Origin of the sequence: Paenirhodobacter hankyongi (assembly GCF_003664585.1) — a bacterium.
Lineage (GTDB): Bacteria > Pseudomonadota > Alphaproteobacteria > Rhodobacterales > Rhodobacteraceae > Rhodobacter > Rhodobacter hankyongi.
This window is the reverse complement of the sequence record NZ_RCHI01000018.1, coordinates 25,626-38,858: the sequence shown is the minus strand read 5'-3', so window position 1 is coordinate 38,858 and position 13,233 is coordinate 25,626. Positions and strand designations below refer to the sequence as shown.

Below are 13,233 nucleotides of genomic sequence, written 5' to 3'. Positions count from 1 at the left end.
GGATCAAACCTCGTCCGGCATAATGGAGAAGAGACCGATGACATCGGGGGGGAGTACTGGCACCACCGTCACCCGCGAGGCCGAACCAGAGGCCGTGCGAAGGCGAGCGTGATCGAGCATCAGCTCTTCGGCACGGGCGCGCGCAAAATCGGCTAATGGGCCTTCGAGAAGCGTGGGCAGCTCGCTCTGCGCTCGTGCAACAAAGCGCTCGCGCGCGCCAGGAGCCAGGTCCGATGTTGCCTCAGTTAGAAGTATCTCGCGTGCCGCCTCGCCAAAATAAACTACCTGCCCGCCCTGACAGGCCACGAGTGCGGCCTCTTCGGCCAGCAACAAACGTTCCTTGCGTGCGTGGACGGTGATCTTGAAGCGGATACGCAAAAGCGCAAGCGTGGTGAGCTTCTGCACAGCTTTGCTCGGCCATGCCCCGGTGCGGCCGATACCGAGTGATCCGAGCGCCTCGGGGTCGAGCGAAGCTTCGACGAGTGACTCGGCGAGCGTGGATGTCAGCGGATGGGTGCGCGTCAGAAGAGCAGTTCCTGTCGGGGCCGGTTCCACCAACGCAAGGCGCACGGAGCCCTTCATCTCGCGCTGTTCCAAGCGCTCGCGCAGGCCCGCATCGAGCCCCTGCAGATGTGCTACAAGCACATTCTTGCGCGGCTCAAGAGGCACCCCGAAACGCGCCATAGCCACTTCGACAAAAGAGCGCGCCTCGGCGGGAGAGCCCAGAAATGCCTTCGCCTTTGCCCATTCAGGCGCAACCTCCTGCGGTTTCATCGCGTTTTGCGCGAACATCGTGCGCGATTTCTTCTCGTTTTCAGAGGCATCGCGCCAGCGCGCGGCAACCGCTTCTGTACCATCCTCGAGTCGCAGATCGAAGGCGAGTTGACGAGTATCGCTGCGGCGCAACATCATAGAGGCCATCAGCGCGTCAGTCACCGCGCCACGTTCTTCTGGAAGCGGGACGGTAACGCCCGTGGCTTTCCGGATTTCCTCGGCCTTGCGAAGGATCACGTCGAGCACAGCACCATCGATCGCACTATCAGGCGAGAACATCATGATGGAGCGCACGAGCTCCGCGGGCTGGCCAAACCGGTCGACACGACCTTCGCGTTGCTGGTGTCGGGTCGGGTTCCAGGAAAGATCATAATGCACGACGGCGTCAAATATCTGCTGCAGGTTGATCCCTTCGGAGAGGCAGTCCGTTGCGACTAGAATTCTCTGACCAGTTTTTTCATCTTCGCTCGGCACCATATCCGCGACACGGTCGCGCCTTTCGTCTGGCGTCAGCACTCCAGTTACCGCCTCGATGCGCAGTTTGGGAAAGGCCCGGCGCAGCGCGTCGCGTACATAATCGGCCGTAGCAAGGTAACGACAGAAGACTACGGGGTTTGCGCCGTCTTTAATGAGCGGCTTCAGAGCCGAAATCAGAGCCTCGAGCTTTGGATCAGACCGGGAGGTAAGTAATTCAGCCTGCTCGACAAGGCTCAACAGGGCCGGATCAGCAGCAAAATTGATGCCAGGTTCCAGATCAACGGCATCCTCGTCGTCGCCGTCCTCGTCATAAATCTGGGATTCCAGACGCTCGCTCTCCTTGGCCATTCGGTTGCGCAATGCCGAGAGCGCCGACTCCGGCGATGAGCCGACACAACGCATGAGCGCGAGGGTGCCCCAAAACGCCAACCGACGTTCTTTTTGGTCACCAGCAGCACGCTCAACACGAGCAAAACAGTAATCGAGAACTGCTTCCTGAAAATCCAGATGTTCTCGAGAAAGCCGATATGGCAAACCGAGTTGCCCAGCGGCGTGTTCATAGGATTCATGCTTTGGAAAAGCACGCCCTTCATCCCAACCTTCAGAAATCAGATCTGACCGGCGGCGCTGCACGAAATGGCGTGCCAGTTGCTGGCGATATCTCTCGCTGCCAAAATTCATCTCGGCGAATTCTGGTGCAATGAGCGACAAAAGCCTTCCGAAAGCTTCTTCATCACCCGAATGCGGCGTCGCTGTAAGCAGAACGATACCGCGGCCAGGATCTTGGGCGAGCCCCGAGAGCAAGCCGAACCGCTGCTGTTTCCCTGCACCGGTGCCTACGCAAGCATGCGCTTCGTCGACAATCACGAAATTCGGGCAGCTGCGGGCAAATCCTTCGCGACGTTTCTCGGCCTTGATATAGTCGAGGCTCACCACAGTATGCGGATAAGCGTCGAACAATGTTTGCGAGAGCGGAAGGCCACGCTCGAGCCGCGCCGCCGTGGCAGAGGTGACGGCGACTGCGTCAATACCGAAGCGCGAGCGCAGTTCGAGCACCCATTGCTCGACAAGATGCGGCGGGCAAAGCACCGAAAAGGCATCAACCTCGCCTCGGTCCATCAACTCACGCAGGATCAGCCCGGCCTCGATGGTCTTCCCGATCCCAACGTCATCCGCAATAAGTAAGCGGGGCACAGCGAGCCGCAGGGCCATCAGGAGCGGCACAAGCTGATAGATGCGCGGTTCGAAGGCAAGCTGTGCCGCCGAGCGGAATGGCCCTGCGCCCCGGCGTAAGGTAAGACGCAATGCATCGGCCAAGAGCGCCGCTTTCGCCTGCACGGTCTGGCGCGCATCGGCCGGCAAATCAAAACGAGCAGGCTCGACAGGCATGATTTCAAGGCGCGGATCCAGGATCACCGCACCACTCTCGCCCCCCGACAACGGGCGCAATGCCAACAGGCCTTCGCGAGGCGCAGGAAGCGCCACCCATTCACGGCCACGGGCCCGAACCAGATCACCGGGAGCGAAACTCAGGGTCATGGGATCAGTCCTTTAGCGCAGCAACAATGCCGGACGGCAGTTCTTGATCGGGTTGCTCCGGGAGTTCGAAGAGAGTCCAGCCTCGATCGTCGCCATATGCGATAGCCTCTGGCCTCACTACCCCAACAACAGCCGCCACCCGGTTGGCTCGCCAGACGAAGGGGAACTCCTGCCCGCCGAACGTGGCAGGTTCACCTGCTGGGGCAGGCAGCCCCGCCTCCTTGAATACCGTCTCCCAGCTTCCTTGCACGACTTTTTGTAGCGTGGATGTCCTCAGACGCACCTCTCCGCGCGCGAGGTCGATCAGCAGTTGATTAGCCCCATGGCTGGTGCGGTCAATCCACTCGTGGTCGGGCTGGTTGAAATAGGACAGTAGGCAACGATAGCAGCCGCGCACGCAGGTGGCATCGGGCTTGTCGACAAGCAAGTTCGGATCGCCAGATGCGATGGCCGCATCAACCCCGTCGAAATGCATCAGCTCGAGCGCTGCGCGTGCCACTCGAGCGAGCGCCTTGGGATCGTCGATAAGGCGACTGAGCACTCCGGCCCCACCTTCTGTCGCCTCGTAGACTAGCACTGTCCGGCGATTGTTGCGCGCGGGCAGTGGTTCCCCCAAGACTTCGCCTTCTTCGAGCTGATACTTGAGTTCGATACCGCGCAACAGTGCATGCTGCACCGTGACGATGGTTTTGGGCGCCAGAGCTTCCGGCTCTTTGAAGCGTAGAAGAAGTGCATTCTTGCGGTCTCTTACAATCGGCACGATTCTGACTGGGCGCACGACATCAGGCGCGGTGTCTGCATCGTCATCTTCATCCTCAGCCTTCGCCCAATAGCCCGAACGCGGATCGATGTTGAAGCCGAGCAGGGTTTGCTCCTTACGCCGCTTCAGTCCCTTGTTGATGCGGCTGATTTCGGCGCCATTCGCATATTGCAGTGCCAAGAGCACCTCCTCACCGGAGCAGAGTTCCGCCTCCGTCACTTGGCGCGGCCATGCGAAAACAGTCTGGATATCGAACCCCTGCCGCACCCGCTCTTCGTCATTTGCGGTAATGCGCTCGGTCGGGGCGGCTTCGACATTGTCGATGCGTAAAGTGCGTTGAACCGGCAGTGCACCGGCCATCGAGGAATCGCAAGCATGACAGCGCTCAACCTCGCCTTCATGGGAGGCCCCGCAGTTCTCGCAGATGTAGATATCTTTCGTCGCCAAGTCGGAGCCGTCGCCGGAGCGTGCTTCCGGGGGAAGCTTCGCTTTCACCACGCGATAAGCTCGCCCCTCGTGATAGATTAGGCTACGCGGCCCAAACTCGGAAATTGCGAGAAAGCGCGCACGTTGCAGGAAGGAACCCGTCTTTCCCTCACCAGGCACGAAAGCATAGAGCGGCAACCGCGGGAAGTTGTAGCCAGGCAAGAAACCTTCCGTGGCAAGGTAACGGTAGGAATAGAAATCTGAACCATTGCTCGCCTTACCCTGTTCGAGGATGGCGATCTGGTCGGTCGCTTGGATCTGCGCGGCCTTGATTTTTTGCCGCTCGTCCTTGGGCAGACCCGCCGTCATCGACCGCTTGTTCGCTTCCGCGAGCTGACTGCGCGCAGAGTGGTAAAGCTCGCGCCAGCGTGCAAACGCCTCATCGAAGCGCTCAGGGGCCTTTTCTGCGATATTTTCGACAAAGACATCCAGCTCGCCCAGCCAGCCGGGAACACCCCCTTCGGAGGCGATGATCTGCTCGAGCACCAGCTTCATCGGCGCATGCGAGGTCGTACGCAGAGACGGCCGCTCGATCACTTCGCGCAGCTCGGGCCTTAGCGGGTAACCCTCGGCCGTCAGATCAAGGATTTCCGGTATATCAGGCGACAGTCTCAGCTTTGCCTCGGCCAGCCAGACCGCATGCAGATGCGAGCGAACCAGCTCTTCATTCGTGATGTCGAGCGCAGGCGGGCGCACTTGCCCAGCCACCATGTCGTTGCGGCGTTCGAAAAAGTACTGGTCGTGCGGCGATTGCGCGGCACAATAAGTGACGATCACTGCAGCTTGACCTGAACGGCCAGCACGCCCCGCGCGTTGCGCGTAATTGGCGGGCGTAGGTGGTACGTTGCGTAGATAGACTGCGTTCAGCGCCGAAATATCAACGCCCAGTTCCATCGTCGGCGAGCAGAAAAGCGCGGGCAGGAACTGGTTGCTTTCACCTGCCGCCTTCAACTCGGCACTATTTTGCGCCAACAAGTTGCGATCGTCGGCCTCGTAGCGGAAACGCCATTCGCGCCATTCGCGCTGCTTTTGTGTGACCTGTGCCGTGTGCTCTCGCCCTTCGAGCCCCCAATAGCTACTGTACCCTTGCTTTAGATCATCGGCGATCGAACTGTAGAGCTCGACGAAATATCGGTTGCCTTTGGGTTGATCGCCAAGCACCGTCGGCCCCGGAATGATCCGTACCGCCGAAGGCGAAAGGCGCCAACCGCGCAGATCGAGCTCGAGATCAACGGGAACGATCAACCCTTCTCGTTCGAAAAGGCTCATAATTCCAGCCATTACCGTCAGGTAGTCGTCGCGCTTCAGCTTCACCCCAAGTTTCGAGATACGGTTGATCTGACGTCCAAGGCGCGAGGTCGGGCCGGCGCGCAGGAACACCTGCTCTTCCCGCAACGACGTCACCTTCTTACTCGGAGCCTGCAAAAGCAGGGTGGACCGCCCGCGCAGCTGTTCCTTGGAATCGATGGCCCAAGGCGCGCGAAGAAAGTTGCGTGATTTCAAACTCACACTGTCGAGTTCCGTACGATCGAGAGCTTCGGTCTGCACCGCAAGCCCTTCGAGGAAGAAACGCAAGATCTCATGCAAAAGTGCGTGCCGTTCGATGCGGTCTTTTTCAGCAAGTGCGGGCAGAATCGAGTTGAGCGCTGAGGTATCTTGTACCACCTCATCAAGGCCTCGGAACTCAACCTCGACCAGTCCGAGTTCGAACAGGTTAGGGTTGGTATAACGCCAACCACGCCGCAAGTCTGTCCAGACTCGATGCTCCAGTACCTTGGCGAGGGCGCGCTGCGCATCTTCTCGCGTCACGGCCCCGGATTCTGGCTCAAGCATCCAGTGAACCCGCGCGTTCTTGTTGTCGGCGGTGAAGCCAAGTGCCCGCACTGTGTTCAGTCCGAATTCGTCGTCGCTCAAACCGGCATTCGATGTATCGAGAACCGCGCGTAAGATTGCTCCGCGCAGCAGCCCAACAAAAAGGAAATCATTGAAATGCCCGGCCTGCAGTGCCGCGTCCTGCCGGTTATCGGTGAAGCCCAACAGCTTGCGCTTCTCCGGTGGAACGCCGCTTCCCTCCCGGTTCATCCATTCGAGCGCGCTAGACACCAGAAGCGTGGTGGCCGAACTGCGCCCTTCGCCGGAAAGCCCCGGAAGCTTGCCGCGCTCCCGCATGCGCGGCTGCGGTTCAAACTGACAACAGGGACAAAATCCGAACTTGCCTGGCATAAACCAGAACTCTACACCCTCGGCACTCATGCGCCCGTTCGCGGCCAGCGAGAAGCGCTCTGGCACGCGTTTGCGATAGTTCGAGCGCAGTCTCTCAACGCCGTTCTTTTCCTCGCGCCAGTCTTCCGGGTAGGTCTCGATATCCCCAGTGAAGATGTAATCCGGGTCCCCCCCCCCGACCGGGGTCAGGTAACCGCCGATCTCGCCCTCGTCGCTCTCGATCGGCAAATCGTCGATGTTCCGAGGCAGAAAAAGCCCGCCCTCAGCATCTTCGGCCTTCGTGACCACATGCATTTCCTGCCCACAGTTTCGGCAAAATCGCGTGGGATACAGCCGGTTGCCTGGCGCCTCTGGGTCTTCGAGCTGCCCCTCGAACAGAACGCGGCGCGGGCGGGCAGTCAAAGTAGTGTAGATTTCGCCTGCACCAGAAATGAACCGATGCAGTTTGAACGCAAGGAATGCGCCTGCCCCGCGGCCTCCGCGCTCTATCTCGGGCAGGCTCACGCGGGTCAGAAACTGCGTGAATGCCTCACGGCAGACCTCGGACTCAACACCGCTTGCCAACGAAAGCCGTTCGACCGCCTCACCAAAGGGTGTTGGCGGCTTGCGGGTCAGGCCTTGCGCGTCATCTAACCCCAACTCGCGCTCCGCCCAGATTGCAAGCGGATGGGTCCTCAGCACCTCGTCGGTGAGAACCTCCGGCAACGGTGCCGTCAACACCTGAGCGAGATGCGGGCGCACGCTGTCGAGCGTTAGCGTGTCGTCAGTTGCACATTCCAACGACTCGTCGATCACAGCATCAGGTCCGATCTGCGCCCCGAAGAGCCGTGTCGCCACTACGGCCACCGCCTCAGCCTTGCTTGCCTCAGATCCCTCGCTGACCATCGTTGCCGAGGTACCGATGCAGATCGGTGCAGCAGTCGGCGCACAGCGGTTTCGCAACCGGCGCACCAGAATTGCCACATCGGCCCCTTGCCGGCCCCGATAGGTGTGCAGCTCATCGAGCACAATGAACTCCAGTCCCGAGGCGTTCGAAATGACCTTGGTGTCGAGCTCGTCCTGTCTGGTCAAAAGAAGTTCGGCCATCATAAAGTTGGTGAGCAGGATATCTGGCGGGTTGTCGGCTATGCGTTGGCGTTCCTCATGGCTCTCCTGCCCGGTATAGCGCCGCACCACCGGGCGCAGATGCTCCGGCAGCCCCGATTGCGCGATGAATTTCTCAATTTCTTTGATCTGGCTGTTTGCAAGCGCGTTCATCGGATAAACGATGATCGCCCGGGTTGAATGCGCCTTGCCAGCTTTCAGGGCGCGCACAACGGCGTCGACGATCGGCACAAAGAAACATAATGATTTCCCGGACCCGGTACCGGTGGTCACCACGAAGCTCTGCCCCATGCGCGCCTTGGAAATCGCCTGTGCCTGATGGCGATGAAAGCGGATCGGGTCTCCATCAAAGCGAAAAATCTGCCCTGTCGCCTCGTCGAGATCACTCGACGAGACGAGCTCATCAACTGTCGGCCCCTTCAAATAACGCGGGTTCAGAGAGAGCAGACTCTCAGGCCAAAAACGCCCCGCGGAATATTCCGCTTCAACTTGCTCACGCAGATCATCAGCACGAATGGTGCTGAAAGAACGGGAAAATCGGGAGTAGGTCTCGACGATTTCAGAATCGAACTCGAACGCTTTCATAAAACCTCCCCGAAATAGTCTTGCTATAACAGGGATATCTTGAAGCGCTACAGTTCGGCAACTCGCGTGTTCCAATCAGGCCAACCACTCCACCTGGAGTTGTCGCCTAGGCTTCTGGCGAGCCTTCATCGAAAAACCTGCTCCCCTTCTGCACTCGCCGCCCAAGCGTCTCGACGAAGCCCTCGAAACGCTCACGCCCCTTGGCCTGCGCGGTGGCCTGGTCTTCGGTCGGGATCGGCGGTGTGACGGTGAGCCAGAAGCGCACGAAGAGCGCCAGGGTTTCTGAGGTGATATGCTGATCGCGTTCCAGCCGCGCGAGCTGACGGGACAGCCGGTCGAGCCGGCGGGTCATCGCCGCTTCCTGGAGATCGACGTGATCGGGCGACAGGAAGCTTTCGACCGAAGCCTCCACGACGGCGGAGCGTGTGATCCGCTTGCGATCGGCCAGATCGTTGATGCGCCCGATCATCTCCACGGGCAGTGAAACATTCAGGCGGCTACGCATCCCCGGCCCTCACAGCGCGATGCCATCGTCATGATCGAGCGTCGCCTGGCGCGCCACCTGCCCCATCTGGCGCCGGAGCACCTGGCGCTGACGAGCCGCGTCTTCCGGCCCGTCGTCCAGCATCATCTCGAATTCCTTCGCGGGGGCCGGATCACTCTGGTGAACAATCTCGACATGTTCGGGCAGATCCGGTTCGCGCCGTAGCCCGGCGTTGGCCTCGTCATCATCGCTCGAGCCCGCTTGCGCCTGAGGCTTGGTCTCGGTCACAGGCAAGGGCAGATCGGACCAGCCATCCGGCTTTGTCAGCATCGCCACTGGGCCCGCTTCGGGCGGCGGCAAGACGCGTTCGAGGAACCGCCGGTCGAGATAGTATCGCGCCTTCTTCGCCCGGATCGGCGAGGATCCAGCGACCATGACGATCTCGTCATCTGAAGGCAGTTGCATGATCTCGCCCGGCGTCAGAAGCTGGCGCGCGGTTTCTGATCGGGAGACCATCAGATGGCCGAGCCAAGGTGCCAGCCGGTGCCCGGCATAGTTGCGCATCGCCTTCATCTCGGTCGCCGTGCCGAGCGCGTCTGAGACCCGCTTGGCCGTGCGTTCGTCATTGGTGGCGAAGCTCACCCGAACGTGGCAATTGTCGAGGATCGCGTTGTTAGGGCCATAGGCCTTTTCGATCTGGTTGAGCGACTGGGCGATCAGGAAGCTCTTGATCCCGTAGCCCGCCATGAAGGCCAAGGCGCTCTCAAAAAAATCGAGCCGCCCGAGCGCCGGGAATTCGTCGAGCAGCATCAGCACCCGGTGCTTGCGGTCCTTGGCGTGCAGATCCTCCGTCAGGCGGCGACCGATCTGGTTCAGCACCAGCCGGATCAGCGGCTTCGTGCGCGAGATGTCGGAGGGCGGCACCACGAGATAGAGCGTGGCGGGCCGCGGATCGGTGATCAGCTCGGAGATGCGCCAGTCACAGCGCCGCGTGACATGGGCGACGACCGGATCGCGATAGAGGCCGAGGAAGGACATGGCCGTCGAAAGCACGCCGGAGCGTTCGTTGTCGGACTTGTTGAGCAATTCCCGGGCAGTCGAGGCGATGACCGGGTGCGGACCCACCTCTCCCAGATGGCGGGTGGTCATCATCGCCTGCAGCGTGGCTTCGATCGGACGGCGCGGATCGGAGAGGAAGGCCGCGACACCCGCCAAGGTCTTGTCCGCCTCGGCATAGAGCACATGCAGGATCGCGCCCACGAGCAGCGAATGCGAGGTCTTTTCCCAGTGGTTGCGCTTTTCGAGCGAGCCTTCCGGATCGACCAGAACATCCGCCACGTTCTGAACGTCGCGCACCTCCCACTCGCCGCGCCGCACCTCGAGCAGCGGGTTATAGGCCGCGGAGGCCATGCTTGTCGGATCGAACCGCAGGACGCGGCCATGCCTGGCGCGAAATCCCGCGGTCAGCTCCCAGTTCTCGCCCTTGATGTCATGGACGATCGCGGATCCCGGCCATGTCAGCAGCGAAGGGACGACCAGCCCAACGCCCTTGCCAGACCGCGTGGGTGCAAAGCACAACACATGCTCCGGCCCGTCATGGCGTAGGTAATCCTGATCGAGCTTGCCGAGAACCACACCATCGGGCCCGAGCAACCCCAGATCTTCGACCTCCTTTCGTTCGGCCCAGCGGGCTGAGCCGTAGGTGTCGACATCCGCCGCCTCACGCGCCCGGATCACCGAGAGCGAGATCGCCACGGCGATGGAGATGAAACCGCCGGAGGCCGCGATGGCCCCACCTTCCCAGAAGATCGAGCGGGCATAGGCATCGTAGAAATACCACCACCAGAAGAGGGCTGGCGGGGGATAAACTGGCATGCCGAGAAGCTCGAACCATGGCGCCCCCAGCTGTGCTTGAAACCCCAGACGCCAGGCAACCCACTGTGTTCCGCCCCAGGTGGTGGCGAGCACGATCAGGAAAACGGCGAGGATCTGGCCCCAGAGGATTTTCGTGGCTGTCATGCCGCGACATGTTCGGCCCCTGAAACGTCGGATCAAGTGGCAGCAATCATCCCCGGCAGACCCGGCTAGCGTGGCGTGCGTAAAGGAGGCTCGATGCTTCCAGTGTCAGGACCGTTGCCGGAAAAGGTAATCGCCACGGCATTTGGCAAGTGCCCGGTCCACCGCTTTCTGCGTTTTGCCCAGATCGAACTTTTCCGGGTCAAAGGCCTTTCCGACCCAGGCTCGATTTTGTCGATGCTCCGAATGATGCGGGTCTTTCAGGGACAGCACGAAATCGCCGTAGGAATGGCGCCCGCCACAATCCTCGGGCGGCCCCGCGCGTTCGCCACCCAACACGGCCGCCTTCATCTCTGGCCGATCAAACTGAACACGCGTTTCCAGATCGAGTTGATGAACCCAGGCATCCCCGAAATCATACTCATAAAGCAGGTACGGTGACGCGATCCGACGAAAATCGAGGTCCCGAAGCTTCACCTCGGCCGCCTCGAGTGTCCGGCGACCGGCGATGTCGTCATCATTGATCTCAGGTGCCCCGACGGTGAGCCCTCCGATGGTGAACTGGTGCATATGGCTGTCTTACCAGCCGAAGGCGGCCTGGATCACCTCATGGAGCTCGGCGAAGTTCAACTCCGGCGAGAGCAACAGCCGGCGCCAAATCTGGGGCTCTATCCCCCATAGCCAAACCCGAAACTGAAGCGCGTAGTCCTTAGCCATGTCGATGTCTCGCCCCTTGCCTCACCGTCCCTGTCCTTGATGTCGTCTTGCCGACCTCGAAGCAAGTTTCCGAGACGGTGACCTGACGACCTCATATCCCCAGCCCACGTTTACGGCCCAGGGTCCAATCCACGCCGCCCCCCGACCGTGCAACGCCCGAGATGTGCTGGCCAAGTTTCTGTTCGATCTCCCGAGACCAGGGTACGAGCTGGAAGCCGCGCCCGCCGTCGGGGCCGATGCCCTCGATCATCGCGTAGCGCCCCGAGGAGAGCGTGAGCTGGCGTCGATAGGTTCCGGCAACATGTTCCCCCGTCTTCGCCGCATGCCGGGGCAAACCGGTTTCGATGCTGAGCCTTTCGCCCACGGCGTCCAACTCGCGGCGCCGGAGCGTGGCGAGCAAATCGCGCTGCAGGACGACCCGTTGCCCCTGACGCTGCGCGAGGCCATTTGCGGCCAGGTGATCGACCCTGGCCTCCAGCGCCTCACGCACCTCACCTCCGAAGCCGCCCAGGGCGAGCGGGGTCCGTTGTCGTTCGACCAGCCGGTGATCAAGCCAGGTTGCCCCGGGCGCGGCGATCTGACTTTGCAGATCGAGATCGGATCGGTTGGCAAGCACCAGCGTCGGGTGCGGATCGTCCGTGCCTCCAAACCGGCGCAGCTCAACAATACCGCCCTCGGGCGGCGCATGATCGAAGGCCTCGAGGCCGCGGAAACGCACATGATAGGCCCGCCCGTCCGTCGCGTCGATCACCGCATAGGCCTCGCCGGTGAGTTCGTTGTGCAGCCCTTTCTCGACCAGCCGTCCGATAACGGGTGCCCCTGCCCCGCCCGGCTCCACCACGAAAGCGTCGCACCCGCGATCTTGCCCGCGGGACGCGAAGGCCCGGTGCATCGTCTTGATAATGTCGCCGCGCGTGCCGAGGTCCCGCAGGGTGCGCTCGGCTTCGAGACCGAGGCTCCACTCACCGGGCGCGGCTTCGACTGCGAGCCCCATCTTCCGAAGGTGTTGCAGTCGGCCGACCATCAACCGGCGCAACTCCGGATCGTCAGGGCCCTTCGCCGCTGGCCTCAGATCGATCTGCCCCAGATCATCCGCACGGAAACGGATTTCTCGATCGATCCGGGTCCAGCGCTCTGCCGTGACCTCGCGTTCAAGCGCGTTGCGGATTTCGTGCTCAGGCTTCGGTCCCAGTTCCAGCGCGACCAGGTCCTCGGCCCGCGAGCGCAAACCGGCGCTGATATAATCGCGCGAGATCACCAGGTCGGCTCCCGCCTCATCGACCCCGCGCAGGAGCAGATGGACATGGGGATTATCGGTGTTCCAATGATCGACCGCGACCCAATCGAGCCTTGTGCCCAGATCCGCCTCCATCTGACGGACCAGATCGCGGGTGAAGCTCTTGAGATCCTCGAGCTCGGCAGCATCCTCCGGGGAGACGATGAAACGGAAATGATGGCGATCCTCTTCACAGCGCCGCGCGAAGCCCAGATCATCCGCCTTGTCGCTCGCAGCATCGAAAGGCACCCCCGCCTCCCCGTCCCGGCTGACACCCTCGCGCTTCAGATAGGAGAGGTGTTTGGCGAGCGGGGCAGACCGATAGGCGCGCCCCTTGTGGCGGGCGATGCGCGCGGCCACCACAACACGGCGGGTTGGCACAAAAAGCCGCGCCCGCCCAAAGCGGCCATGCCCGCGCCCGAAGGTCGAGGCGCTATGGGCCGATGATGAACGCGACGGCGTGCCATGCCCCGATTTCTGAGCCGCCCGCAGCACCTGGCTGACGAAGCTCTTGGACCGCGGTGCTGAGCGAGCGCGCGGCTTGCCGGGGCGGATGCGAAACTCCCGCTCACGATCGCTCATGGGCGGGCTCCGAACCAGCTCGCAATGGCGCTGTGCATGTCGAAGCGTTGAATTCCTTGGGGAAAATCGGGCAACCTGCCCGCGACCGATCCGCATGCACAGGAAAAGCCGTGCCGCGCCAGCGGCTTACGGCGTTCGTGGCAGGCGCTTTTATCTTGCACTCCTGCCTTCCCGCCTTTCTTTTCCGCCCGCCCTTCCGCCGATCTTGCC

The 13,233-nt window shown here is 61.5% G+C and carries 5 protein-coding genes and 1 pseudogene; all 6 read right to left on the bottom strand.

Translation table 11 applies throughout. The annotated features are described in order from the left end of the window. Nucleotides 1–3: 3 nt before the first annotated feature. Nucleotides 4–2,790 carry a DEAD/DEAH box helicase gene (locus DYS74_RS15645; protein WP_121534612.1) on the bottom strand — a complete coding sequence of 929 codons (2,787 nt, stop codon included), beginning with the start codon at nt 2,788–2,790 and terminating at the stop codon, nt 4–6. A gap of 4 nt (nt 2,791–2,794) precedes the next feature. Then, nucleotides 2,795–7,948 carry a DEAD/DEAH box helicase gene (locus tag DYS74_RS15640; protein ID WP_121534611.1) on the bottom strand — a complete coding sequence of 1,718 codons (5,154 nt, stop codon included), beginning with the start codon at nt 7,946–7,948 and terminating at the stop codon, nt 2,795–2,797. A 106-nt stretch (nt 7,949–8,054) separates the two neighbouring features. Further along, nucleotides 8,055–8,453, bottom strand: coding sequence for a CopG family transcriptional regulator (locus tag DYS74_RS15635; protein WP_121534610.1), 399 nt, complete (start codon nt 8,451–8,453; stop codon nt 8,055–8,057). Nucleotides 8,454–8,462: 9 nt separating this feature from the next. Beyond that, nucleotides 8,463–10,451 (bottom strand): conjugal transfer protein TraG, encoded by a 1,989-nt coding sequence (locus DYS74_RS15630; protein WP_121534609.1) that lies wholly within the window; start codon nt 10,449–10,451, stop codon nt 8,463–8,465. Between the two features lie 105 nt (nt 10,452–10,556). Next, nucleotides 10,557–11,165 (bottom strand): annotated as a pseudogene (locus DYS74_RS15625) (plasmid pRiA4b ORF-3 family protein). 91 nt (nt 11,166–11,256) lie between these two features. Continuing rightward, complete coding sequence (locus tag DYS74_RS15620; protein ID WP_121534608.1) at nt 11,257–13,023, bottom strand: relaxase/mobilization nuclease domain-containing protein; 1,767 nt, start codon at nt 13,021–13,023, stop codon at nt 11,257–11,259. Nucleotides 13,024–13,233 lie beyond the last annotated feature (210 nt).

Excerpts from the sequence above, each read along its gene's own strand:
- DYS74_RS15640 (WP_121534611.1), bottom strand. The coding sequence starts at position 7,948 with ATGAAAGCGTTCGAGTTCGATTCTGAAATCGTCGAGACCTACTCCCGA.
- DYS74_RS15645 (WP_121534612.1), bottom strand. The coding sequence starts at position 2,790 with ATGACCCTGAGTTTCGCTCCCGGTGATCTGGTTCGGGCCCGTGGCCGT.
- DYS74_RS15635 (WP_121534610.1), bottom strand. The coding sequence starts at position 8,453 with ATGCGTAGCCGCCTGAATGTTTCACTGCCCGTGGAGATGATCGGGCGC.
- DYS74_RS15620 (WP_121534608.1), bottom strand. The coding sequence starts at position 13,023 with ATGAGCGATCGTGAGCGGGAGTTTCGCATCCGCCCCGGCAAGCCGCGC.
- DYS74_RS15630 (WP_121534609.1), bottom strand. The coding sequence starts at position 10,451 with ATGACAGCCACGAAAATCCTCTGGGGCCAGATCCTCGCCGTTTTCCTG.